The sequence below is a fragment of the Prevotella sp. P4-51 genome, assembly GCF_002251455.1.
In the GTDB taxonomy this organism is placed as follows: domain Bacteria; phylum Bacteroidota; class Bacteroidia; order Bacteroidales; family Bacteroidaceae; genus Prevotella.
The window spans coordinates 12,195-38,157 of sequence record NZ_NPJM01000057.1 but is presented as its reverse complement, the minus strand read 5'-3'; the positions used below and the strand labels follow the sequence as shown (position 1 = coordinate 38,157).

The following is a 25,963-nucleotide window of genomic DNA, read 5'->3' as shown; positions in this document are numbered from 1 at the left end:
ACTGGGCTTCATAACCTCTTTATATCCTTTTTATATACCTCAGCTATTCTTTTATATTCCATGATACACAATTGAAAGCGCCACCTTTAGCAACAATGCCTTTTGCTTCACAAGGCACGACTTCACAGTCTCGATATATCTCCTTCAATTGTTCAATAGCCACGGTATCACTGGCAATACCTATTTGCGGTACAAGCAAGAAATTGCCAACACGAAGAAAATTAATATGCACCCAACTATTCATTTGCGCATACTTGCCATATTGTAACTCGCTTATTTTCGAAAAGTGTAGACGCAAAACCTTCAATAATTCTTCGCGAAGTTGCTCATCTATATCTGCATAATTGTTTATTACAATATGCCCTGGTTCAACATAGCGTACCATTCCATCTGAATGTCCGCATTTCTCAGCCTTGTCCCATGGAATGAAAACAACTTCACAGCCAAAACTTTCTTCGAGAATCGTCTTTAAGAACTCACGGTTTTTCTCCTTGTTCTCGACGAAGACCTTGTCTGTCATGATTACTTTGTCATTACACTTTATCACATTGCCGCCATCTACGATGACGTCCATTATCATTAGATTGTTGTGCGTGAATTCAAAGCAATTATGCACATCTGGTGTGATGTACTGTTGTTCTTCTTTGTGATAATCTGGATTATACTCATATCCTATAAAAGATTTTACATCCTTTTGAATCGGCATGAAGTCTCTCACCCATATATCTTTTGTACCGGGCAGCATTTCGAAGTTTATTTCATGTTCAAGCAACGCTTCTTTAATGCTTTTCCAACATTTGTAAGCCCTCAGATATTCAGAAAAGTATACTTTGTTTGTTTGATCATCAGTAATCATGATTTATCTTGGATATATTTTCTTTATTACATCAAAATCTTTAGGAATGTTTTCATACATATTCTTTGGCAAATCCTTATAGTCGTGCCATATGTGATATTCGGTCGTCCCATTGGTTGTCTTCTGGGTCTGAAAAACGTATTTTCTTTTCATTTGCCAATCAATACCGCCTTTGAAATAACGATAAGGTAGAGGTTGATTCTCTACTCTATAAGTATTGAATATCTCGATATGATCCAAAGGTTTGTCTTCAATAAGTTTAGGCATATCATCTGACGCATTAAACATGTCAAACAAACATCTTTGGCTACCTGATATATTGCCGACATGCTTTCCGTTTTCGTACTTCTCCAATCCACGAATCAGCACACCGCCAAACCGTATCAGTTCATTGTTATCTCCACGTAAAGTGCGAAATGCGACATCTACTCCAAATCGATGAAAGAACCATTGCCCTTCGATACAGTCTCTACTCAAAGTTGCTACGTCTTCAGTATCGTCTGTTGAATATAGATATATTTCCAAATCAGCTATTCGGTACTTCACGTTTCTGACTCCTTCACTATCTTTTTCACATTTAGCGATGGAAAAGTTTTTCATCAGACTAACTGCCAATGCTTCGTAATCCTCTTTTATTGGATCAGCAAATTTCTTCAAAAGAGAGTCTATTGTTTTATACTCGTTCATATTTTCTGTCTTTTGGCTAATAAACAGATTAATTATAATTGTCAAGCTGGTGAAGGGAAAACCATAGTGTCGTCTATAGACTACATCATTTCTCTTTTAAACCAAAGTTCAAATACACTGTCAGCAAGGACTATACCCTCTTTCTCAATGGTGATAATCTCTTTGTCAACCAAACTTTTCTTTATACGGTCTATATTTGACTTACTACCCAAAGGATATATTTCAGAAACCGTTTGAGTGGTAAATCCTGAATGTATGCCTTTGCACAAAAGACGAATGAAGTTGAGCTGATAGGTCGTAAGCCCCTCTGTCTGTTGTATAAAGAGACTGCTGTTTTGCTCCAACAGAGCCTTCAAGCCTTCTTCGAAATTCTCCTCGTTTACTTCTTTTTCTGTTTCTGCCATAACGTTCCATGCAAGTTGCTGCACATAAGATGAGTAATTCTTTACCACTTGGCATATTCTGCCAGCATACTCTTCTGTTATCTTCTTGCCGTACTTCTCGAATCGAGAACAGATGAAGGGGACCCAATATTCCGTAGGAATACACTTGAGATGCAGCATCTCCCCAAACTGATAAAAAGGCATACGACGACTTTGGAAAATATTTTCCATCAGATGCTTCTTACTGCCAAAGAAACAATAAGACACATTTTGATGATGCTGCCAAACACCGCGTAGATGTTTTTGTATAGTCAGCGAGTCTGTGAACTCTCCTATCTGCTGAAACTCGTCAATACATACTACAAGGCGAACGCCCTGTTCCTTGGCAATACGTTCAGGAAGATTCAAAATTTCCTCTGGAGAATAATCCTTAGGCGTTATACCCAATGATACAGAAAACTCAGAGTTAGGTTCTGGGCTAAATGAAATTTTGGGCGAGATTCTAACCAAAAAACGCTTGATGTTCTCCATTACTTGCTCCAAATGTTTGCCAGTGGACTTCATGATTGTTTCGGCAAATCGGTTATAGAAATCATATTCACTTCTGCAGTCATATATATCCATATAGACGATTTTTAGCATAGGGTTGTCAATCTCGGAAATCACCTTTTTTATAAGAGAGGTCTTACCCATGCGTCTTGGAGATATAAGAATAACATTAACGCCATTTTCAAAGTCAAGCTTGATACGCTTGGTTTCTTCAATTCGGTCTGTAAAGTTATTACCTCCGACCGACATACCATATACAAAAGCTTTCTCCATAATCTTTACTCCTTACTTAATTAGATTACAAAGGTAATGAAAAAAGAAGTAGTCCACAAGGTTGTGGCCCACAACTTTGTGAACTTGATTGAAAAATCTCATAAAATAGACTCCCTCTTCATATATTTCACCTCTGTTTGTCCGCGTCGCCTCTTCCTTTTATAATCATATCTGTCAATCCATTCGCCAAACGCAAAAGCGAACAAAACCGTCTTATACTTCAGGATGACATTATTCTCTTTTTAATATGGCTGCAGCATATTGCAACTCCACTTTTCCACTTTGCCACTTGTTACGTGAATCATGCTTGCTCGATGTGCAATTTCAATGCTTACGTCTATTCATTATTGTACTTGTACGTCTCAACTGGAGTTCCCCTTTTTCATGTCAGCACCAATGTGCTCTACGTCTATAGCCGATTTTCATGGTGCTTTCCTCATGTGCCACATCTCTGCTTTGGGTTGCATGTAAAAATTAAGTTTAACTATGCCAAACCCTTAATAGAGGAAGATATAAAGAATTGGCAGAAAAAATCAGAATTTGAGAAACAGTCAGAGTGGAAGAAACGCGTAACCGCCGTCAATCAGAATCTAAAGGTAAAGGAACTGACAAAAGAGAATAAGTCAAAATACCTCAACACCAACAAACGTGCAGATTTGAGATATGTTCTTGCTGCCTATGACCCTGAAAATGAAACCTTTCCTGTGTATATCAAAAATGTAGATACGTTATTCATAAAAGTCCCTATTGCGCAAGCTCCGACATTTAAGGAAAAATGGAAAAATGATGTTAAAATAACACCGAACTACGATATTGTAAACGATAGAGCCGCTATTGTTTCATTCTCATTCAAACTGGGCAACAATGTATATAAATCGCTTAACAACTATGTGCCTGACCAGAATTTGTCTGCAAATATAGATTTGCCAGAAATAATGGTTGACGTAGCTGACAATAAAGTACAAACGAAACCACTATCATTACAAAAAGCGAAAACTCAGCCTGTTGCTATAATAGACCGTACGATAGACAAAGACATTCCTGTCTCTTCTGTAAAATCTTCGAATACGTTTGCCTTCATAATAGGCAATGAGAATTATCAGAATGTTGCGAGTGTTCCTTTCGCAGTCAATGATGCAAAGATCTTTTCTGAGTATTGTCATAAAACATTAGGTCTTCCGAAAGAAAACATAAAGGTTTATATTGATGCTACTTATGGTAAGATATTGGGCGCGTTGAGTACATTAAAACAGATTTCGCAAGCATACAAGGGTGATATAAATGTTATTTTTTACTATGCCGGTCATGGAGTGCCAAATGAAAAGAACAATGAAGCCTATCTGCTGCCAGCAGATGCCACACCATCTATGTTGGAGGCATGTTTACCACTAAGTGGTCTGTATTCTTCAATCGGAAGCATCGATGCCAAGCAAGTCATAGTTTTTATGGATGCCTGTTTCAGTGGTAGCCGTAGAGAAAACGGTATGATTGTTTCTGCACGAGGTGTAGCTATCAAGCCAAAGAAAGACATTGTGACTGGTAATGTAGTAGTCTTTTCTGCTGCAGATGGGAGCGAAACAGCTTATCCATATAAAGAGAAAGGACATGGCTTGTTTACGTATTTCCTACTTAAAAAGTTAAAGGAGTCACGTGGAAATGTAACTCTTGGCGATTTGGCAGATTATATCAAGACCAATGTATCGCAAAAGTCAATAGTTGTGAATAACAAATCACAGACTCCTACCATTTCATCATCTGCCCAAATGCAGGATGTATGGCGCACGATGAAACTGTTTAGGAAATAAAATATGATTATCCGTTATGCAGGTTGTGTCCGCTTTCTGGATATATCATATATAATATAAGGTGAAAAAATCAAATCAATAATAGAGCCCCTTAAAGAAGGGGCTCAATTATAACAAACAAGTCGGAATATGTTTGCCAATTGTCATTTCTCAGAAGCGTTGTCTTCTTAAACTTGGGATTACCAACTTTTACAAAGACATTCTTATCCCGAACTCAGGGTGAAATGGCTGATGCTTGAAGACGAGTGGAAGCACGTAAGGAGAAAGAAACAAAAGAAAAGGCTCGGCAAGAAGCCGAAGCCAAACGTGAAAGCATGGCTCGGCAAAATAGATACATAGGAGTGCTTGACAAGTTCATCCATGAGGGACACGAAGCTTTATCATCCTTTGCAAAAACAGACAGAGTCAACTTCAACGAGAAAGAATCGGCTTCCATATACTATGGCATTATGGCATCTGCTGTAAAGCATAACATTGGATTGGACTCTAAAGCCTGTATAGAATCGGCAGCAAAAAGTTTCTTGTCTGGTATGTCGTGGAAAGGTTTTACAGACTTCAAGCAAGAATGTGTCACCAGTTGGACAAAACTCTTCGCCACGAATGAAGCTCAATTCACAGACAACGCCATTGACAACTTTCTCGCTTTTGTTGACCATATGTCATGTAGTGCAGACACATACGTTTCGCTTGGTGGCTCCAATGGCTGCGCTGACCAACTTACGAATTGGGACGGAACACAAAAGGTAGGGCTTGGAAGCGTTCCACAAAAGAAAGGAAAAGGGCTGGGGCGATAAAAGAACAGTGAATAGTAACATTCTATTCGCCAACAAACTTTTAGAATCGTAAAAACACGACAATTATACGAAACAGTAATGATTAGATGTGAGAAATCATATAGGCTTCTCACACCTAATCGAATACACGAATAATGTTACCAAACGAAATACACATCAGTTCTTCTTTTACAATAAGCAACAGCCACATCACGTGCCGCTTTAATTCTAGTTTTTTCAATATCCGTCTCACGTTGTGATTGCCTTTCAATGAGTTCAACAGCCCGTCTAGCTTCTGCATCTTTAGTTTGCTTGATTTGCATGCATAGTTGTTTGGCTTCAGTAGCACAAGAGCTTGTCATATCTATTTGTTGCAGATATTCGACTGCTGCATCAAAATTACCGTTAGAGAATTCTGCCCGAGCTTTCTGAATGACATTATTACATTCCTGCGTTTGGTATTGACGATAAATTGTAGTTATCTCGTTATTGACTTTTGTGTAATCTGAGATTGTCGCAGGACAAGAAAACAACAGAGCCAGTCCCTCACCATATTGTTGAATATTGGCAAAAGTGCGAGCACGTGATATAACAGAATTAAGATTATGCTGATAGTAATCTATGATTTTATCTTTTGCCTTATTCACAAAGTCTGTTAGACGTTTATCTTGGGCAGACAATTTAGAAATGGCATCTTTTATTGCGTCATCATCAGAGAATCCTTCCCCACGTACTGTAACGACACAACTTGCAAAAGTTGTGCTTGTGGCAAGATTGGTACAGACAAAATTGAACTGTATGTCGCTTGTATGTATATTCCTCATACCGCCTTCAACAACTTGTTTATTAACGAAACTAATCTCTGGCTTTATGGCAATGGTACTTACCTCGGCTGTTTCAACTCCACTTTCAGTCATGGCTGGCAAGAACTTGCTCCTCAGCATCTTTGCCGTATTATCACTTAATTGGCAATTACCAACAGGAAGCGCAAAGGCTATTTCTATTCCTTGTGCGAAAATAGTTGCATAAGAAGTCAACAAGATTGTCAATGTAAGCAAGACTTTTCTCATAATACACACTCCCGTTATTTAATGGTTACAATTAGCATATTGTTGCTTGTAGTTCTCTCAATCTTGATTCCAAGATTCCTGAAAAATGTCAACAACTTCAATCCAAACTTATTGATATTATACGTTCTTCCGTTCTCGTCTTTTAGCGGTATGCGAATATCGTCGAAGAGCATCTGCTTGTCGGTTGTTCCCTGGATATGGTAATTACCTTTATAGGCATTTTCTTCCACCCACATTTCCAAGGCATCGGACAAAGCAAGACCGTCTGCGCCAACCTCTTGCGACATAGAGCGAGATGATGCCTCGTCAATGCCGACTGTTACCGCTATGGATTGTCCGTTTTCAGCTATGTTCATCAGTTTCTCCTGCATGGTGTTCAAGAATTTGTCCATCCCTGCCTCAACAGCTCTTGATGTAAGTTTACCATAGTCATCGGTGTAAAACTTACCGCTTTCGCAAACTGCATTGGCAAGCGAATTTGCAGTAGAGGTTTCATAACCAGACAGGATTACTTTCATGGCATTGCCAGAAGGAGATTCCAACAGGTTTATTTCCGCTTCGACATAAACATCTGCACCAGACTGTTGTATAATCATAGTCTTAACATCCTGTTGTTGGGTATTGCCTAATGCGGTTGCTTTTGACAAGGCTTTTACCTTGGCAAAAAAATCAACTGTAGTATACCCCCTTTGATCGAATGCTTCCTTTATTTTGGTTAAAGCGATACGCTTATTCACGTCATTCTCCAAAACGGTACGTATGTCTTCACCTTGCATTGTATATGGTATGACCATAATCTTTGGTCGTGCCGTAGGTAAAGGAGTAACTTGAGACTCTATGTTTTGTGCCCATGTGCAGCAGAAAGCACACAGTCCCAATAATATTATTGCTATTCTTTTCATACTCATTTTTTGATAATTAAGTTACAACGAACTAAATTGTGAGAAGCTTTACTATTTTCAATAGCGATAATGACTTTGCGTGACACGCTGCATTCGGCGAATGACTCTCCAGAGAGTTTTGTCACCTTGGCCTTTCCAAGTTCAGATGGATAAGGTTTGCCATCAAGCATCTCTACTGATTCTATCGTAAACGTATCACCGACCTTGATTCCAGCTTCCTTGCCAACGTTGAGAAGTATCGTGCTTTTATCTATCGTCTTCAAGACTTTTCCCTTGACGGGGAAATTGATACGGAAATATTCATATATGTCGGATTGCAGGCTTTGCATGGCTGCTGTAACAGCACTCTCTGGCGACAGCATTTCCTTACTGCATTTTCCATCAAAACTCTGTGCCTCATTGCTTACGCCTGTCTCTACGTCAACAACTTTCAACTGAAATGCTACACTTGCTTTATAACCACGTGTGCTTCCGTCACTGTTCTTCATGCGATAAACCGGTATCTTAACAATATGTCCTGTTACCAACTGCTCGGCAGCAACAGCCGCACCTTGTTCTGCAAGATTATGGCTGTCGAGAAAAGCCTCGCTCTTCTGTAGTTCAAGTTCATCAACTACTTTATCGCGACTTGTTCTGTCAACTACAACAAAGCGGTGAGTGTTAGTCAGCATTTCCACAACTTTCTCTGTTACAAGTCCTGTGTATGGACTCTCTTCATCGCAGGTAAACTGAGTTACGCCTACGACAGGGCGGTCATCGGCTGCTAAAGAAACTTGCGTATACCCACAAAGGATACACGCAAGTATGACCGCATATAAAATGCGATAATTTCCCATCACAGATTCTTTGCAGTTTTTGCTGTTTCAATCATCTGCTTGATGGCTGCGACCTTCGCCTTTGACTCTTCAAGCAAGACAGGGTAAGCATCTTTTGTAAAGGCGAGAGCTGATGCTATCTTAGCTATTTTCATTGGATTCTTGTTAGTAGAAGATGCCTTGGTTGCAGCTTCTGCACCTTTCCCAGCCTCAGCGATAGAAACACCTTCTGCAGTTAGAGTTGTGCTTAATGCGACAAGTTCCTCTACAGTAGGTTTCTTGATACTTACGTCTTTAACACCATCCTTCGTCTCGCCAATCTGACGATAATAAAGGTCTTGGAGTAGAGCTGATGACGCAGCAGAACTGATGGCTGCGTTGTAAACACCCTGTACATAGGCGTCAACATCTGCAACTCCAGTTTGCTTTGGCTGCTTAGAGCAAAGTTTCTCCAATTTTGCACAACGGTCGATACTTGCCTTAATGTCCTCTTTGGACTGACCGAAACAGAATGATACCGACATTGCGAGCAATGCTGCGGTAACGAATAAAAATCTTTTCATCTTGTATTATTTTTAAGATGACTGCCTGGCTACCACAGCAGGGTTAATTTTTTATTGGCGAATATACAAAATAAAAGAACGTGGAGCCAGTCTGTCACTCGTTCCACGATTCGTAGGCCTTCGCATTGCCCTGTCAGTCCGAAACGAGCAACGCCGAAAGCCCCACGTATGTGTAAGTATATAAATACCCTTTCTTGGCAACGAATGCAAAATGCAACCGAAGCCAATTAGGGCTGTATACAATACACCCATGAGACGTTCCTTGTTGCTTTGTTCTTGACTGACAAATGAGTTTGCGAAGTTCACGAATCGTCAAAACCAAAGCGTCAGATACGCCTTTTACTATGTATATGTCTGCCCAACCTCTGCCCATTGAGGCTTTCGGCATGGGTATAGACGATACAAAGATAACACTTTCATCTTGGAAACCACTTTGTTTGGCTGATAAAGTATGATTTTAATGTCCGATTTAACATTATTAAATATAAATATGTCAAAGAATTCCACTTTTGCGTGATTTTTCTCGCTAAAAAGTTCGTATTATCAATGATTATTCATATCTTTACAGCAACAGAATCCGCCACGCTTCCCATTTGAACAGCGAACCAGGGCGGGGCTTTTGCTTTTATGGGAACATTAAGATTATACACTAAACAGGCTGTTTCTATTTCGGAACAAATAGAACTACTAAAAAGTAGAGGCTTAAATATTGCTGATTCATCCAAGGCTGCAACATTTCTTGGAGAGGTCAGTTACAGCGTGTAGCTCGTCAATTCAATCTTCCACAGCATGAGGTGTTGGAAAGCTGGATGCGTAGTGTAACGGTCCTGAGAAACTGTTGCGCTCACCACTCACGACTTTGGAATCGTTATCTTTCCAACGCTCCACAAATGAAAGCCTCTTTACGTGGTGCGTGGGTTGACATTAATGGTGTTGATGCGAACAAAGTTTATGCTATAGCCTGTTGTATTGCATTCTGGCTTGATTCCATGGGATATGGATTGGACTTCAAGAATGAACTCAAATCCTTACTCGTTTCTTATCCCCAGGTAGATCCGGCAGCAATGGGATTCCCTAAGAATTGGATTTCGGATCCTCTATGGAGATAACTTTATAGATAAAATACAGATAAGCCTGTCGATAGTGAAAATTCTTCATTACCGACAGGCTTTCTTCTTGATATATGAACTATTTGATGTAAACAAGTCGGAATATGTCTGACAATTGTCATTTCTCAGAAGCGTTGTCTTCTTAAACCATTCATCCACATGCGGATGAATATACAATAACGTGTTCACATTCATGAGAAATGATGACATGATTTCTCACACCTCCGTCTACCCCGCCCCACCAATGTGTCTTGCCACGGTCGCAGCCAGGTTGTGGCGTGCCACCTCGGGCTGCATCAGCACGGCGAGCGGTCGGGGGTCGGCATCGTTGATGCCCGCCACCAGGTCAAACGCAGTCGAGAGCTGCCCCTCGGTATCGTCGACCGCGCCCGACAGCAGCCACGCCTTCACTCCCTCGCGGCGGCAGCGCGCCAGCACCCCACAGGGAACCTTGCCCATAAGTGTCTGAGCGTCAGACCTGCCCTCGCCCGTGATTACGAGGTCGGCATCACGGATGGCGTCGTCGAAATGGGCGAGTTCCAGCATGATGTCTATGCCCGAGCGGAGGTCGGCGTTGAGGTATGCCATGAGCGCATAGCCCAGTCCTCCCGCCGCACCTGCCCCCGGGTGGAGGGCGAGTAGTGGCGTGGCGAGTCCGGCACGCTCAGTGGCACGGGCAAAGTCGCGCAGACGAGCGTCGAGAGCCCTGACCTGCTCGGGCGAAGCACCCTTCTGCGGGGCAAAGATGCAGGCGGCACCCCGCTCGCCATACAGCTGATTGTCTACATCGCAAGCCACGGTGACTCTACACCGTGACGCCAGGCGCCGACAGTCGCCCAGGGCCTCTATCATGCCCCTGCCGCCGTCGCAGGTGGCGCTTCCGCCGATACCCATCACTATCTCGGTGCAGCCTCGGCTTACGGCGTCGGCCATCATCTCGCCCACGCCATAGGTGGTGGCACGCATCACATCGCGCCGCCCTACGGGCACGAGCGTCAGTCCACTTGCCGCCGCCATCTCCATATAGGCGGTACGACCATCCATAGACACTGCATATTCGGCGGTGACAGGCTCCATCAGGGGGCCATGCACCTCGACGGTAACAGGGTGTGAGGGCAGCAGCCGGCATACACACTCGACCAGCCCTTCGCCTCCATCGCTCAGCGGCAGCTGAACTACTGCGGCGTGGGGCAGGACTCTGCCTATGCCTTGGGCACACGCCTCGCATGCCTCCCGGGCAGAGAGACTGCCCTTGAACGAGTCGAAGGCTGCGACGACCTTGCGTACCGTAGCCCCATGCACGGTGTATTCCGGTCCCTGTATAGTCGGCATCATGGGAGATAGAGTCTGTTCTCCTGTCGCTCGCGGCAGAGCGGTTCGAGATGGACTGCCAGCATGGAGAGGCGCTGTCCGATGCCTCTGGCATGGACGGGGCACACCTGCACGCAACGCATACAACTGATGCAGAGGGCTGGGTCGGTGGTCTGGGGATGGTCTGGCGCGATGGCTCTGGTGGGGCACTGGGCAGCACATGCTCCGCAGCCCTGACAGCGGTCATCGGCTTCGGGCACGGCACATGGGCTGTACTCGCGGTAAGGACGGTGACCCGGCAGAGTGAACTCGGGGATGGGCGCCGACAGGGCTGCGCGGGCAAGGATGGCGGCACCAAACTCACCAAGCTGCGCGGCGTCGCTCGCATCGGGGCGTCCGGCGGCAAGCTGTCGGCACACGCTGTGCTCTGCGATGGCTGTCACGGCTGCCATCACCCGGAAACCCGCTGCGGTGGCTATGTCCTGCATCTCTACGAGGGCGTCGTCGTAGGCGCGGTTGCCATAGACGGCGACTATCACGCACCGGGCGCCATGGGCGCTGACGCGTTTCAGCCGCTCTACAGCCAGCATCGGCACGCGTCCGGCAAAGACGGGCATGGAGATGACGGCCAGGTCGTCGGCAGCAATGTCGGGATAAGCGATGTCGTCCTCCCACGAGCAGAGTTCGGTGGCGGTGTCCGTGATGCCGATGCCCGCACACAGCAACTCGCTCACGCGTCGCGTGCCGCCAGTGGGACTGAATGTGATTTGATGTATAGTCATAGGTAAACACTATAATATGGTCACAAAAATACAAAAAAATACGCCAAGCGTGCAGTTTTTCGGTAAAAATCACATACAGGGCAGTGCTTGGGGCAGTGTATATGCCGGCGGTGGGCTGAGGGGCTGGTGCCACGATAATGAAATAATCGGAGACTTGGTACGGGACTTCGGGAAATAATTGCTAAATTTGTACGTGATAATATAAAAGCCTATGCGCAAGGCATATAAAGCAGACGGAAGCCCCGTGCTTTATATCGCCACGGCACAGCCTATGGACAATAACAAACAACCAATTGACAAATCATTATGAACAAATCGCTTATCCTATCGGCAGCGCTCTGCCTCGCGTCGCTCTTCGCTTTGGCAGAGAACACCCCCACCCCACGTCGACAACTTGCTCCGAAACCACCAATGGGATGGATGACATGGAACCTCTTCCAAGGCAACATCAACGAACAGCTCATACGCGAAACCGCTGACGCCATGGTTGAAGGCGGTTTCCGCGACGCCGGCTACGAATATATCTTCATCGACGACCTCTGGCAAGGCGGACGCGACCGTGAGAACAACATCATACCCGACCCGGAGAAGTTTCCGTCGGGCATAAAGGCGCTCGCCGACTATGTACACTCCAAAGGACTGAAGCTCGGCATCTACTCGGATGCGGCACAGCTCACCTGCGGCGGATGGACGGCGAGTCTGGGTTTTGAGGAGCAGGACGCACGCACCTTCGCCTCATGGGGCATCGACTATCTGAAGTACGACTACTGCAACGCTCCTGCCGACAGTGCCACCGCCCGACAGCGCTACCGCACTATGGCTAACGCTCTGCAGAACTCGGGGCGCGACATCGTGCTCGGCATCTGCGAGTGGGGTCAGCGCCAATGCGAAGAGTGGTGCGAAGAGGTGGGAGGACAGCTCTGGCGTACCTCGGGCGATGTGCGCGATATGTGGAAGGACATCGTGAAGCAAGGCGGCATGGGTATTCTGGACATCATCGACATAACGGCGCCTCTGGCAAAACACGCCCGTCAGGGACAATGGCCCGACATGGATATGCTGGTGGTCGGCCTGTACGGAACGGGCGGGCCGTCGAGCGACCTCGGTGGCGTAGGCTGCACCACGACCGAATATCAGACGCAGATGAGCATGTGGTGTATGCTGTCGTCGGTGCTTGCCATGACCAACGACCTGCGCAAGGTGACCGACGATGACCGCCGCATTCTGCTCAACAAGGAGATTATCGCCATCAACCAAGACGCTCTGGGCAAGGCTGCCGAACGCATTGTGAACCTGCCTGCGCAGCAGGTCTACATCAAACCGCTCGCCGACGGTTCGCACGCTGTGGCCATCCTCAACCCCTCGGACGAAGCCCAACGCATAAGCCTCAACTTTGCAAGCCTCGGGCTCAACGGCAAGTACACCGTGCGCGATGTATGGCAGCACCGAGACATAGCCCGGAAAGCCAAGAGCTGGAAAGGAAGCGTGGCTGCGCATGAGACCAAGGTGTTTGTGGTGAAGTAAGAAGACACCTAACCGACGAAAAACGAATAACAGGAGCATCTGGCGGCAAGCTAAAAACGCTGCAGCCATGATGCTCCTGTCATCTTATAGCATACTGACAGCAACCACGATAACCTCCCCTTTGCCTTCGGTGACCGTCGCATAGGAGGATGGGCGCAGCTATCGTCTGCGGACATCCCGAAAACAAGCCGTGTGGTCACCCGATACCAGTCACAATGACCTCGGGAAAGCCACACGGCTTGTCAATTAGACTCGCACGCCATCGGGGCGCGGAGGAAGGGAAATCAGAGAGCAGCCACAACCTCTACCTCTACGAGCGCATTCTTGGGCAGCGTCTTGACAGCCACCGCCGAGCGGGCTGGGTAAGGCTCGCTGAAGAAGGTGGCATAGACCTCGTTCATGGCAGCAAAGTTGGCCATATCAGAGAGGAACACCGTGGTCTTGACCACATGGCTCAGGTCGATGCCTGCCTCGGCAAGCACATGGGTAACATTGGTGAGCGACTGGCGGGTCTGCTCCTTGATGCCGCCCTCGGCAAATTCACCTGTGGCAGGATCGATGGGCAGCTGGCCCGACGCAAAAACGAAGCCACCGGCCACAATGGCCTGGCTGTAAGGCCCCACCGCTTTGGGGGCGAGTTCAGAATGGATTACTTTCATCATATTGTCTGTTAGTGTATATATTGTCCTTCGGGTTACAAAAATACTATTTTTCCACGACAACCAACTATATTTCCCTGTATTTCTACAGCTGCATGGCAGAAGCGGAAGCAGAGACTCTGGAGCCGTAAAGGAAGCAGACAAGACAAGCAGCGGGTGTGCCATATCCTATGGATGACACACCCGCTGCCTCTATGTAGACTCTCTTATTACGGTTTCGCCTCTCAGAGCTATCTCCTCTATCGGCTTGTCTGCATCGGCAAGATGCTCCAACAGCAGTCGGCACCCCTCCTGCGCCATCTTGGCGATGGGCTGTTCGACAGCCGTCAGCTGGGGATGTACCAGGGTGGCCAGGGTAGTACCCGACATGCAGCAGAGCGCCACATCGTCAGGGATGCGCAAGCCGTGCTTCTGGATGACGCTCTTGGCTCCCAGGACAGCGGTCTCCGTAAATCCGAAGACGGCGTCAAAAGGCACCCCCTTGGCCAGATACTGCTCCATCACCCAACTGCCCTCTTCGGCCGACAATGCCGGCAGCAGGACATCATGCGACTGGTACTCGACATGAAACTTCTCAAGCGCCTCACGATAACCTCTCAACCGTTCATAACTGTTGCGGATATAAGACGGACCGGGAATATGGATGATGTGCTTGTAACCCTTGCGCAGCAAAGCCTCAACCATGAAAAACGCCATGATATAATCGTCCATGCGTACCTGGGAAGCCCTGACCCTCTCCACGGTTCTGTCAAAAAACACGATGGGGATGCCTCGCTCTATCACCTTATTATATAGATCTACGTTGCGCTCCTTGTCACAGGCACTCATCAGGATGCCATCGACGCGCAGCTGCTCCATCATCAGGATATTCTCACGTTCCTGCTCGGGATTCTCATTGGAGATGGCTATCATCACCTTGTAGCCCTGTCTGCGCAGGATGGCCTGTGCCTCGTTGATAAAGGTCATATAAAACGTGGTGATGATTTCGGGGATGATGATGCCGATGTTATGGGTACTCTGCTGCCTGAGATGTACTGCCAGTTCGTTACGATGATACCCCATCTGCTCAGCGGTTGCCAAAATCTTCTGCAGGGTTTCGGCCTTCACATTGCCGGTATCTCCCGAGAGGGCACGGGAGACGGTGGACTTGGAGATGCCCAATACCCTTGCAATATCCATAATGGTGACGTATTTTGCCATATCTCTTTGGGTCTTTTGTCTATGCGCTTGTAAAGATACTTATTCTCCATGAGAGCAACAACAAAATGCGGATCTTTTTGGGAACGGTTGCAGAAAATGGGAACGGTTGCGAGAACGGTTGTGGGAAAAAAGATGCTTTTTTTCTTGAATTGCCTGCGAATTCACGCTACCTTTACAGCGTGATAAGGGAAGAGCAGGCTCTCTCGGAGAGTACTACTTCCCAACGCCTAAGAATTAAAAACAATACACTACCCAAACCTAAAAAAGATGGAACAAGACAGTAAGTGTCAAGCGAACTGTTCACAGATGGACGACTCGCAGAAAAACAATGCAGAGGGTAAAGTTCCCTTCATCAGCAAGCTCGCCTATGGCATGGGCGACGTGGGCTGCAACTTCAGTTGGATGTTTGTAGGCAACTTCCTCATGATATTCTACACAGACGTGTTTGGAATCAGCATGAGCGCTGTAGCCACCCTGATGCTTATATCCCGATTCTGGGATGCTATCAACGACCCAATCATCGGCGCACTCACCGACAAGACCCATACTCGCTGGGGACGATTCCGCCCATGGCTGCTCTTCGGAGCCCCTATCACGGCACTGGTGCTGATACTCACCTTCTGGGCACACCCCGAATGGAGCCAGACCGCCAAGATCATCTACATGGCAGTGACCTACTGCATCCTGGTACTGGGCTATACCTGCGTCAACCTGCCTTATGGCACTCTCTGCGGAGCCATGACACAGGATATCGACGAGAGAGCCAAACTCAACACCAGCCGCTCGGTAAGCGCGATGATGGCCATCGGCGTAATCAACATCGTAACCGTGCCACTCATCAGCTGGTTTGGCGCCGGCGACACCAAATATGGCTATCTCGCCGTGGCTGTGCTCTATGGCATCATCTTCGCCGCCTGCCATCTGTTCTGTTTCCGCAAAACCAGAGAGGTGGTGGAGATACCTGTGGGTCAGAAGCTCCCGCTGAAGGTACAGCTCTGTGCCATGATGAAGAACAAGCCCTATATGCTCGCTCTCTTAGGCCAGCTGCTCTTCGGTTTCATCCACTATGGACGCAACGCCGACATGCTCTACTATTTCACTTATGTAGAAGGTTCGGCCACGCTCTTTTCCTTCTATTCGATGGCCATCATCGTGCCAAGTATCATCGGTGCCGCCTGCTTCCCCATGGTATTCAGAAAGACCGGCAACAAGGGTCTGGCTGCAGCCATCTTCGCCTTCCTCACTGGTGTCACGATGATCGCTCTGTACTTCTTCAGTCCCAACGGTAGCGCCATCATGTTCTACCTGTTCTCAGCATTGTCATGGTTCTTCTTCTCTGGATTCAACACTGCCATCTATGCCATCATCCCAGACTGCGTGGAATATGGTGAGTGGAAAACGGGCATCAGAAACGATGGATTCCAGTATGCCTTCATCTCTCTGGGCAACAAGATAGGCATGGCGCTCGGCACATCGCTTCTCGCCATTGCCCTGGGCAGTGCAGGATATGTAAGCAACGCTGTGCAGAACCCGGAAGTGCTGAGCATCATGCACCACGCCTTCAGCACCATACCAGGAGTGTTATGGATCATCACCGCAGGGTGTCTCTGTCTATACAGACTCAACAAAAAACAATACAACCAGATCATGACAGAACTGGAAAACAAAAAGAAATAAAACTCCATCGGTCATCAGGCCGATGGGTGGGACAAGACAAACGGAAATTGCCCAACACACTAACATTAACGATAACAACCATAAAAAAACAATACAACTATGAGACAAGCAATATTAGTAGAACCCAAGCGAATCGAGTTTAAGGAAATAGCAGAACCCGAGGCAGCTGACCTGACAGCCCATCAGGTGCTCGTCAACATCAAGCGCATCGGCATCTGCGGCAGTGAGATACACTCTTACCACGGTCTCCACCCCGCCACATTCTATCCAGTGGTACAGGGACATGAGTACTCGGGAGTGGTAGTGGCTGTAGGCAGCGAGGTAACCGTATGCAGCCCTGGTGACCACATCACCGCCCGCCCCCAGCTGGTCTGCGGCAAGTGCAACCCCTGTAAACGCGGACAGTATAATGTCTGCGAACATCTGCGTGTACAGGCATTCCAGGCTGACGGCGCAGCCCAGGACCTCTTCGTCGTAGACGATGACCGCGTAGCCAAGTTGCCCGAAGGGATGAGCCTCGACTATGGAGCCATGATAGAACCTGCCGCCGTAGGCGCCCATGCCAGCAACCGCACCGAGGTAAAAGGCAAGAATGTAGTGGTGAGCGGTGCTGGAACCATCGGCAACCTCATCGCCCAGTTCTGTATCGCCCGTGGCGCCAAGAACGTACTGATCACCGACGTGAGCGACCTGCGTCTGGACAAAGCCCGCGAGTGTGGCATCGAGCATACGCTCAACATCACCAAGAAGCCCCTCAAGGCAGCTGCCCAAGAACTCTTCGGCGAAGAAGGCTATCAGGTAGGCTTTGAAGTGGCTGGCGTAGAGGTTTCTATACGCTCGCTGATGGAGACCATCGAGAAGGGTAGCGACATCGTGGTCGTGGCTGTCTTTGCCAAAGACCCAGCCCTTAGCATGTTTCACCTGGGCGAACACGAACTGCGCTTGATCGGATCGATGATGTACCGCCACGAGGATTATCTCACCGCCATCGACTATGTGAGCAAAGGCATCGTCAACCTCAAGCCTCTCATAAGCAACCGTTTCGCCTTTGAGGAATATGATGACGCATACAGATTCATCGACAGCCATCGCGAGACGAGTATGAAGGTTATCATCGACTTAGACCAGAAACCACAAGAGAAGAAATAGCAGACAGGCAAGAAGAGACAGTCTGCACACCATTGGCAGATACAGAGAAAGGATGTACTGATGTGTACAGACTGTCCAAAAGATTGGACCGTAGCAATGGGCACCGCCAGAAAGAAGCCCACGCAACGGAAGACAGACAATATATCCAGCAATCTAAAACTAAAAACGACAATGGAAAAGAAACAATCAGTAATAGGTATCGGCGAAGCTCTCTTTGACATGCTGCCGAGTGGAAAGAAACTCGGTGGCGCTCCAGCCAACTTCGCCTATCATGTCTCTCAGTTTGGGCTCGACAGTTGGGCTGTCAGCGCAATGGGTGATGACGAGTTGGGCAAGGAACTGGAAAAGGAACTCGACGACCACCATCTCAACTATGAGATAGAAAAGATAGACTACCCTACCGGCACCGTACAGGTGACGCTCGACACCAATGGAATCCCCTGCTATGACATCAAGGAAGGAGCAGCCTGGGACAATATACCCTATACCCCCGCCCTGGACAGATTGGCCAAGAACTGCACCGCCGTCTGCTATGGCTCGCTGGCCCAGCGCAACGAGGTGTCACGCAATACCATCTACCGATTTCTCGACAATATGCCTGAAGAGAAAGAAACTCTCAAAATCTTTGACATCAATCTGCGTCAAGGATTCTATAACAAGGAGATTATCACCGAGAGCATCAAGCGATGCAATATCCTCAAGATCAACGACGAGGAACTGATCACCATAAGCCGCCTCTTCGGCTATCCAGGCATAGACCTGGAGAACAAATGCTGGCTTCTCCTGGGCAAATACAACTTGAAGCTGCTCATCCTGACCTGTGGCGTAAACGGCAGCTACGTATTTACACCAGGCGAGATATCATTTATCGAGACACCCAGAGTGGAAGTGGCTGACACCGTGGGCGCCGGCGATTCGTTCACAGGCGCATTTGTGGCAAGCATCCTGAAGGGCAAGAGCGTAAGGGAAGCCCACGAACTGGCGGTGAAGGTATCGGCATACGTCTGCACACAGCATGGTGCCATGCCTGTATTGCCCGAAGAATATACCAGATGACACCTCTTCTGCCCCATAGCGGCTGAAAGCGGCCGTGACATTGGGGCAGAATCAGCATGCGGACCGCTGGACTCGGACACACGCAGAGCAGGAAGCGTTATGAGCACTTGTTATGCCAACGACAACCGGGCTTCTGCATTTCCTGTTCGTCAAAGGTTGTGATTAGTTAGGATATTAGTACTTTTGTACATCCAATAAAGATTATTCCGTTGTGAAGACTAATCGGACGGGGGCATTATTTACATTGCTCTCGTCCTTCTTTTTATAATTCAATCTCAGAAACAGAAAAACAGAATTGCTAAATATAATAAAAGATATACAGCCGCACCTATTCCACCCATTCCTTCTCCCATCGCACACTTCAGCTAAAGAAAAAAGTGGGGAGATGGGGATTGGGGGTCAATGTTTTTTTGTAACTTTGCAGCACATCCGTGGCTGCCCTGTGGCTTTGCGATGGTACATCAAGCCCACGACCTGGGCATCATCAGTCGCGAGCACTACGACTGGTGGTATGACGAGATGATAAAGAAAAATCCACGGGAAGAAGGATGGGGGCAATACGACATCTCTGAAACCATAGGCCGGGAAATTCGTATCAAGTCTATCGCCGAAAAGGGTATACCGAGAACCCGATAACAATCAACTAACACATACAACTATGAAACATCTATTATGTACATTGCTGTTGACATTGACAGTATGCCTCTGCTCAGCCCAGACCGAACACATGAAGTTTAAGGGCATCCCTATGGAAGGAACCCTGCTGTCGTTTACCCTCAAACTCAAGGCCAAAGGATATGTGCCCTTAGGCACCGAAGACGGAGTGTCGGTGCTGAAAGGCGAGTTTGCCGGTTACAAGAATTGCCATATCTATGCCGTGGCCGACAAAAGTGGCATGATATGCCGTGTCTGCGTAGAGTTTCCTAAGATGGACAAGTGGGCCGATCTCGAAAGCTGCTACTCCAGCTATAAGGACATGCTCACCGAGAAATACGGCGAGCCCAAAGTATGTGTGGAGGAATTTCAAAACAAGTATGCAGATGACGACAACAGCCGCATGTACGAAGTTCAGTTTGACCGCTGCAAATACCATTGCACCTTTGCCTGCAAGAACGGAGATATAACCCTCGAAATAACCCATCAGAAATTCGACTGCTTCGTGCAACTCAGCTACTACGACAAAGCCAACCAGGACAAGCTGAGACAAAACATTATGGAGGATTTATAAAGTCAAGGGGGCTAAAAACAAAAAAACTCCCACCGAAGCGGGAGTATAGGTTTTACCCTTCGGCATTACTGCCTTATTGTGATAAGATGTAGGAATCTTATTCTCTGCTGCAAATATATAACAAATAATTTGTTCAAACAAACAATTTTCTGTATTTTTACCGAAAATAACTAAGAAAACATCATCATAACTCATTATGGCACGAATTCTTGGCATAGACACCGGCACCAACAGCCTCGGCTGGGCCATCGTAGATAAGGACGAGAAGGGCTATCATCTGATAGACCGCGGTGTAAACATCTTCCAGGAAGGTGTAAAGATTGACAAAGGTATAGAATCATCAAAAGCCTCAGAACGCACGCTGCACAAGAGTACCCGCGTACGCTATTACCGCATCAAGCTCCGCAAAATAAACCTGCTGCACATTCTGAGTGACAATCATCTCTGCCCTCCACTCTCACATGAAGAGCTGAGAGACTGGCGCCTCAAAAAGATATATCCCAAAACCGAACTCTTCATGCAATGGCAAAGCACCGATGACGCAGCTGGAAAGAATCCCTATGCCTGCAGACACAGATGTCTGCATGAAGTGCTGGATATGGACAAGCTGACAGACCGCTACGAACTTGGTCGCGCCTTCTACCACATCATCCAACGCAGAGGTTTTCTGAGCAACCGCAAAGAACAGGACTCGGATGAAAGCGGAAAGGTAAAAGAAGGTATCAGCGACCTTACCAAAGAGATGGAGAAAGCCGGCTGCGAATATCTCGGCGACTACTTCTATACATTATATAATAATAAGGAGAAGATACGCAATCATTATACTGCCCGTATAGAGCATTACCATGCCGAGTTTAAGGCTATCTGTGAGAAGCAGAGGCTCCCTGAAGACCTCGCGCAGCAGATAGAAAAAGCCATATTCTACCAGCGGCCGCTGAAATCCCAAAAGAAGCAGGTAGGCAAATGCGTCTTTGAAAAGAACAAGGCTAAATGTCCGGCGTCTCATCCTAAATATGAAGAATTCAGGATGCTGGCGTTTATCAACAATATCAAGATAAAGACGCCCGAAGACGCAACGCTGCGCCCACTCAATGCGGAAGAACGGGAAAAAATCATGCCCCTGTTCTACAGGAAGTCAAAAGCGAATTTCGACTTTGAGGATATCGCCAAGAAACTTGCCCCCAAGAAGATGTATGGCTGCATCAAGAAAAGCAAAGATGCCAAAATGCCATATTTGCTCAATTACGATATGGACACCTCTGTCTCCGGCTGCCCCGTAACTGCCAGCCTAAAAGACATATTCGATGATGACTGGGAAAAAGGCATCCGCGAGGTATATACATTGGGCGAAGGCAAGAGCGGAAGTCAGATAATAAATGACGTATGGCATGCGCTGTTTTTCTATTCAGACACCGACAAGCTGAAAGAGTTTGCCCAAAAGCGGCTGCAACTCGACGAAGAGGATGCAAAGAAGTTCAGCACCATCAAGATACCGTCTGCCTATGCCTCGCTCAGTCTGAAAGCCATCCTCAAGATTCTTCCTTTCCTGCGTAGAAGTCTGCTCTATTCGCATGCCGTATTCCTGGCGAATATGGGGAAGGTCGTGCCTCAGTATATATGGGAATTGCCGGAAACCAGAGAAGGTGCAATAGAAAATGTCATCAATGAGATAAATAGATATGACGCCCGCAAAGACTCACGAACGCTGGAGGTCTGCATCAAAGACTATCTGAAGCAGCAGTATGGTGCGACGGATGACGCGCTGAAGGAACTGTATCATCCCTCGATGACCGAAACCTACGCACGGGTTATGCCCAACGAACTGGGCGAATACCGCTTGGGTTCTCCTCGTCTGGACAGCGTACGCAACCCTATGGCTATGCGCTCGATGTTCAGACTGCGCAAACTGATAAACCGCCTTCTGGCGGAAGGGAAAATAGATGCCGACACCACTATACATATCGAGTTTGCGCGCGAACTGAACGATGCCAACAAGCGGGCTGCCCTGCACGACTACCAACGCGAGAACCAAAATGAAAAGGACAAGGCACGCAAAGCCATCATCGACCTGTACAAAGAGGAAACGGGATTAGAAATCGTGCCAAATGATAAAGACATACTGAAATATATGCTGTGGGAAGAGCAAGAGCACATTTGCCTCTATACCGGAGACAACATCTCGGTAGCCAGCTTCATCGGTGCCAATCCCAAGTATGACATCGAGCACACCATACCACGCAGTGTGGGCGGAGACAGCACGCGTATGAATCTGACTCTCTGTGACTGCAGATTCAATCGCGAAACCAAGAAGACCAAGTTGCCTTCAGAATTGCCCAATCACGAAGAAATTCTCTCCCGAATATCTGGATGGAAAAGGGAATATGAAGAGCTGGAGACCAAAATACGCAAGAACAAACGCGCCACCAAGGGTTGCAGTACTAAAGAACAGAGAGACAGGATGATACGCAAGCGCCGCCTATTCGAGATAAAACGCGACTACTGGAAAGGCAAGTATATGAGGTTTACCATGCAGGAAGTTCCCGAAGGCTTCAGCCGCAGACAAGGAGCAGACATCAGCATCATTTCCAAATATGCACGCCTGTATCTGCAGTCATTGTTCCATCATGTCTATACCGTCAAGGGCATAGCCACATCCGACTTCCGAAAAATCTGGGGTATACAGGAAATCTATGACAAGAAAGAGCGTGTGAACCATGTACACCACTGCATCGATGCCATCGTCATCGCCTGCATAGGAAGGGATGAATACAACAAGTTAGGAGCCTACTATCACGATGAGGAAAACTCGGAATGGTTTGGCACGTCAAAAGCTCATTTCGACATGCCTTGGCCGACATTTGTCACGGATATGAAAACTATCCAGGATGAATTGCTGGTCTATCATTATACTCCCGACAATATGCACAAGCAAGGGCGTAGGCGCATACTCATCAATGGCAAGAAAGTCATGAGTAAAGGAGATGCTGCCCGTGGCAGCCTGCATAATGATACATACTATGGAGCTATCGAACACGATGGAGAAATCAAGTATGTGAAACGCGTGGAGCTGGCATCGCTCAATGTGGCACAACTCAACGTTGATAGCTTTATAAAGAGCATTGTAGATGAAACTGTAAGGGAAATCATAAGAAAAGCCATAGCCGAGAAGGGAATAAAAGAGGCTATCGCCGGCCCGATATGGATGAATGAAGAGAAACGGATACCTATCAAGAAGGTAAGATGCTACATGCCCTCTGTAACATCACCTTTGCACATCCGACAGCATCGCGACCAGTCGGTCAAAGAGTATAAGAGAACCTTCCATGTAGCAAATGACAGAAACTATATGATGGCTATCTACAAGGGGAAAGACCAAAAGGGGAAAGAAAAGAGCGAGTTTGAACTTGTCAATATGCTGGAAGCCGCACGATACTTCAAGACCAGTAATGACAAAGAGGCTGCCGACGACAATATAGTACCCGTCAAGAGCACAAGCGGCTACCCATTGGCTTATACGCTGAAGATAGGAACCATGGTGCTGCTCTATGAAAACAATCCCTCTGAAATCTGGGAAGGAACAAAAGCTGAGATTAGTAGGAGATTGTATAAGGTGACGGGATTGTCTATCTTGCCTGGCAAAAATAATTCCTATGGGAAAATTACGCTTACATTCCATGAAGAAGCCCGAGCAAGCAAAGAAATTAAGGCAAAAAATGGAGCCTATAAACAAGGGGAGGATTTACGTCCTTCGATACTGATGCTGCATACCCAAATAAAAGCTCTTGTCCAAGGATGTGATTTTGAAATCAATGAAGCTGGTGAAATCAAAAGTCTAAGGTGATATGATAAAGCAAACATTATTCTTCTCCACTCCAGTAAGGCTCTCTCTGAAGAATTGCCAATTGGTAATCTCATGGAAAGATAGCGATGATGTAGTAACGCGTCCGATAGAAGACATAGGATGCGTGATATTGGAAAACCAGCAGATAAGCATCAGCCTGCCATTGCTCAACGAGTTGGTGAAGAATAATGTTGCTGTAATCTTATGCGACAACAAGCAGATGCCAACAGCCATGCTGCAGCCTCTGGACGCAAACACCACCCAGGCAGAAAGCATCAAGAGCCAATTGGCAGTAAGCGACCCTATGAAGAAGCAGGTATGGAAACAGATTATAGAAGCAAAAATCAAAAACCAGTCGCTGTTATTAACCAAGTTGAGATTGAATGGAGCTGCTCTCAAGCCATTATATATGGCTGTAAGGAGTGGCGACACTGACAACCGTGAGGGAATTGCCGCAAAAGTATATTGGAATCTACTGTTTGGTGGAAACTTCAAGAGGGAGAGAGAAGGCCCCGTGCCCAACGCAATGCTCAATTATGGTTATTCCATCCTTAGGGCAGCTACTGCACGTGCGCTACTCGGCTCTGGTCTCTTACCCAATTTAGGCGTCTTCCATAAAAGCAGATACAATGCTTTTCCCCTGGCAGACGATGTCATGGAACCCTATCGCCCCTATGTCGATGAAATCGTCTATCAACTGTACCGTGACGGTCACCATGAGGTAAACAAGACAACTAAAGAACTAATACTGAGAGTCCTCAATTGTGATGTAAAGATAGGAAGCAAGACAAGGCCTCTACAAGTAGCTCTGACTTTTACGTCTGCATCGCTCATGAAATATTACTCATTAGAAGCGAAAAAACTGACATTGCCCGAGGTGACATGACAGAATACAGGCTAAATGCATACCATATCATGTGGATATTCGTTTTCTTTGACCTACCGGTCACGACGAAGAAGGAGATGAAGGCAGCCTCCCTATTTCGGAAGAACTTAGAAAAGGACGGTTTCGCCATGATGCAATTCTCTGTATACATCAGGCACTGCGCATCACGTGAGAGCATGGAAGTGCATATCAAAAGAATAAAATCTATGCTGCCTGAATCAGGGAAGGTAAGCATTCTGACTGTGACAGACCGACAATATGGAGAAATCTACAACTTTTGGGGAGTTCCCAAGAGTACTAAACTAAGCAAAATCACAAAAAAAATCATCAGCGAACCTGTTCAGTTGGAGTTTTTTTAGTATTTTTGCGATAGAACAAAGCCTACACGGCCATTTTTTATAATAAAAAGTATAAGTAATATATTAGTATATAGCTTATTAGATATTATAGGTTGTGGTTTGATGTAGGAAACGGACGATATACAACGCAACGTATAAAGCCATCGTTAAGGCGTTAGTTGTGGTTTGATGTAGGAAACGGACGATATACAACTTGAGATTAATTGAAAAGGAGTAAGGATATGTTGTGGTTTGATGTAGGAAACGGACGATATACAACAATCTTCTTTTCGTATGCCACAACGGAACGGTTGTGGTTTGATGTAGGAAACGGACGATATACAACAGGTCTTTCGTAGTGTACTTAGCAGCGTAGGTTGTGGTTTGATGTAGGAAACGGACGATATACAACTTTACATTATAACAACTATTTACCTAAAGGGTTGTGGTTTGATGTAGGAAACGGACGATATACAACCGTTTCGGAGGCAGTAGTTCGGCCTATCGGTTGTGGTTTGATGTAGGAA

The 25,963-nt window shown here is 46.7% G+C and carries 23 protein-coding genes and 1 CRISPR repeat array (1 of these 24 running past the window's edge); of the genes, 12 read left to right on the top strand and 11 right to left on the bottom strand.

What is annotated here, in order from left to right; all coding sequences use genetic code 11:
- Positions 1-43: 43 nt before the first annotated feature.
- The 3 genes from CIK94_RS09175 to CIK94_RS09165 all read right to left on the bottom strand — a co-directional run bounded on the left by CIK94_RS09175 (position 44) and on the right by CIK94_RS09165 (position 2,748).
- The gene (locus CIK94_RS09175) at positions 44-856 is read right to left on the bottom strand and encodes an agmatine deiminase family protein (RefSeq protein ID WP_094422772.1); all 813 of its coding nucleotides are present in this window, start codon (positions 854-856) and stop codon (positions 44-46) included.
- Between the two features lie 3 nt (positions 857-859).
- Entirely contained in the window at positions 860-1,543 is a 684-nt protein-coding gene (locus CIK94_RS09170; RefSeq protein WP_094422770.1) for a hypothetical protein, read from the bottom strand.
- An 80-nt stretch (positions 1,544-1,623) separates the two neighbouring features.
- Positions 1,624-2,748, bottom strand: a complete 1,125-nt coding sequence (locus tag CIK94_RS09165; protein WP_094384828.1) for an ATP-binding protein — start codon at positions 2,746-2,748, stop codon at positions 1,624-1,626.
- A gap of 398 nt (positions 2,749-3,146) precedes the next feature.
- On the opposite strand from CIK94_RS09165, the gene CIK94_RS09160 reads away from it, so the two are divergent.
- Both CIK94_RS09160 and CIK94_RS09155 read left to right on the top strand, forming a co-directional pair.
- A complete protein-coding gene (locus tag CIK94_RS09160; RefSeq protein ID WP_158216554.1) occupies positions 3,147-4,553 on the top strand; it encodes a caspase family protein in 1,407 nt (468 codons plus the stop codon).
- A gap of 245 nt (positions 4,554-4,798) precedes the next feature.
- Entirely contained in the window at positions 4,799-5,347 is a 549-nt protein-coding gene (locus tag CIK94_RS09155) for a hypothetical protein (RefSeq protein WP_254046185.1), read from the top strand.
- Positions 5,348-5,484: 137 nt separating this feature from the next.
- Here CIK94_RS09155 and CIK94_RS09150 read toward each other — a convergent pair whose 3' ends face one another.
- From CIK94_RS09150 to CIK94_RS09135, 4 genes are read right to left on the bottom strand one after another with little or no spacing between them, the layout of a single operon-like run.
- Entirely contained in the window at positions 5,485-6,396 is a 912-nt protein-coding gene (locus CIK94_RS09150) for a hypothetical protein (protein WP_094384824.1), read from the bottom strand.
- Between the two features lie 14 nt (positions 6,397-6,410).
- Entirely contained in the window at positions 6,411-7,298 is an 888-nt protein-coding gene (locus CIK94_RS09145; RefSeq protein ID WP_254046184.1) for a DUF6175 family protein, read from the bottom strand.
- Between the two features lie 2 nt (positions 7,299-7,300).
- Positions 7,301-8,134, bottom strand: coding sequence for a CsgG/HfaB family protein (locus CIK94_RS09140; protein ID WP_044065103.1), 834 nt, complete (start codon positions 8,132-8,134; stop codon positions 7,301-7,303).
- On the bottom strand, positions 8,134-8,676 hold the full coding sequence (locus CIK94_RS09135) for a hypothetical protein (protein WP_094422765.1): 543 nt from the start codon (positions 8,674-8,676) through the stop codon (positions 8,134-8,136). Before CIK94_RS09135 ends, CIK94_RS09140 begins: the two co-directional genes overlap by 1 nt.
- An 890-nt stretch (positions 8,677-9,566) precedes the next feature.
- Here CIK94_RS09135 and CIK94_RS14760 point away from each other — a divergent pair.
- Entirely contained in the window at positions 9,567-9,785 is a 219-nt protein-coding gene (locus tag CIK94_RS14760; protein WP_254046188.1) for a hypothetical protein, read from the top strand.
- 228 nt (positions 9,786-10,013) lie between these two features.
- On the opposite strand, the gene CIK94_RS09125 is transcribed toward CIK94_RS14760, so the two are convergent.
- Together CIK94_RS09125 and CIK94_RS09120 are read right to left on the bottom strand one after the other, a co-directional pair.
- Complete coding sequence (locus tag CIK94_RS09125; protein ID WP_094422763.1) at positions 10,014-11,120, bottom strand: glycerate kinase; 1,107 nt, start codon at positions 11,118-11,120, stop codon at positions 10,014-10,016.
- Positions 11,117-11,878, bottom strand: coding sequence for a 4Fe-4S binding protein (locus tag CIK94_RS09120; RefSeq protein WP_094422761.1), 762 nt, complete (start codon positions 11,876-11,878; stop codon positions 11,117-11,119). Before CIK94_RS09120 ends, CIK94_RS09125 begins: the two co-directional genes overlap by 4 nt.
- A gap of 306 nt (positions 11,879-12,184) precedes the next feature.
- Here CIK94_RS09120 and CIK94_RS09115 point away from each other — a divergent pair, with 306 nt between their 5' ends.
- Positions 12,185-13,402, top strand: coding sequence for a glycoside hydrolase family 27 protein (locus CIK94_RS09115; RefSeq protein ID WP_094422759.1), 1,218 nt, complete (start codon positions 12,185-12,187; stop codon positions 13,400-13,402).
- 284 nt (positions 13,403-13,686) lie between these two features.
- On the opposite strand, the gene CIK94_RS09110 is transcribed toward CIK94_RS09115, so the two are convergent.
- Complete coding sequence (locus CIK94_RS09110) at positions 13,687-14,061, bottom strand: RidA family protein (RefSeq protein ID WP_094384958.1); 375 nt, start codon at positions 14,059-14,061, stop codon at positions 13,687-13,689.
- A gap of 192 nt (positions 14,062-14,253) precedes the next feature.
- A complete protein-coding gene (locus CIK94_RS09105; RefSeq protein ID WP_094422757.1) occupies positions 14,254-15,261 on the bottom strand; it encodes a LacI family DNA-binding transcriptional regulator in 1,008 nt (335 codons plus the stop codon).
- Positions 15,262-15,528: 267 nt separating this feature from the next.
- On the opposite strand from CIK94_RS09105, the gene CIK94_RS09100 reads away from it, so the two are divergent.
- From CIK94_RS09100 to cas2, 8 genes are all read left to right on the top strand, one after another.
- The gene (locus CIK94_RS09100) at positions 15,529-16,938 is read left to right on the top strand and encodes an MFS transporter (protein ID WP_254046183.1); all 1,410 of its coding nucleotides are present in this window, start codon (positions 15,529-15,531) and stop codon (positions 16,936-16,938) included.
- Positions 16,939-17,037: 99 nt separating this feature from the next.
- Positions 17,038-18,087 (top strand): zinc-binding dehydrogenase, encoded by a 1,050-nt coding sequence (locus tag CIK94_RS09095; RefSeq protein WP_094422753.1) that lies wholly within the window; start codon positions 17,038-17,040, stop codon positions 18,085-18,087.
- A gap of 171 nt (positions 18,088-18,258) precedes the next feature.
- Entirely contained in the window at positions 18,259-19,143 is an 885-nt protein-coding gene (locus tag CIK94_RS09090) for a carbohydrate kinase (protein WP_094422750.1), read from the top strand.
- Positions 19,144-19,596: 453 nt separating this feature from the next.
- The gene (locus tag CIK94_RS09085) at positions 19,597-19,779 is read left to right on the top strand and encodes a hypothetical protein (protein WP_094384803.1); all 183 of its coding nucleotides are present in this window, start codon (positions 19,597-19,599) and stop codon (positions 19,777-19,779) included.
- Between the two features lie 22 nt (positions 19,780-19,801).
- The gene (locus CIK94_RS09080; RefSeq protein ID WP_144008061.1) at positions 19,802-20,371 is read left to right on the top strand and encodes a hypothetical protein; all 570 of its coding nucleotides are present in this window, start codon (positions 19,802-19,804) and stop codon (positions 20,369-20,371) included.
- Positions 20,372-20,567: 196 nt separating this feature from the next.
- Positions 20,568-24,212 (top strand): type II CRISPR RNA-guided endonuclease Cas9, encoded by a 3,645-nt coding sequence (gene cas9, locus CIK94_RS09070; protein WP_173845694.1) that lies wholly within the window; start codon positions 20,568-20,570, stop codon positions 24,210-24,212.
- Position 24,213: 1 nt separating this feature from the next.
- A complete protein-coding gene (gene cas1, locus CIK94_RS09065) occupies positions 24,214-25,098 on the top strand; it encodes a type II CRISPR-associated endonuclease Cas1 (protein WP_094422741.1) in 885 nt (294 codons plus the stop codon).
- Positions 25,095-25,457, top strand: a complete 363-nt coding sequence (gene cas2 / locus CIK94_RS09060) for a CRISPR-associated endonuclease Cas2 (protein ID WP_094422739.1) — start codon at positions 25,095-25,097, stop codon at positions 25,455-25,457. Before cas1 ends, cas2 begins: the two co-directional genes overlap by 4 nt.
- Before the next feature lie 91 nt (positions 25,458-25,548).
- A CRISPR array of direct repeats spans positions 25,549-25,963; the repeat unit is 36 nt; unit sequence GTTGTGGTTTGATGTAGGAAACGGACGATATACAAC (it continues 1,918 nt past the right edge of the window).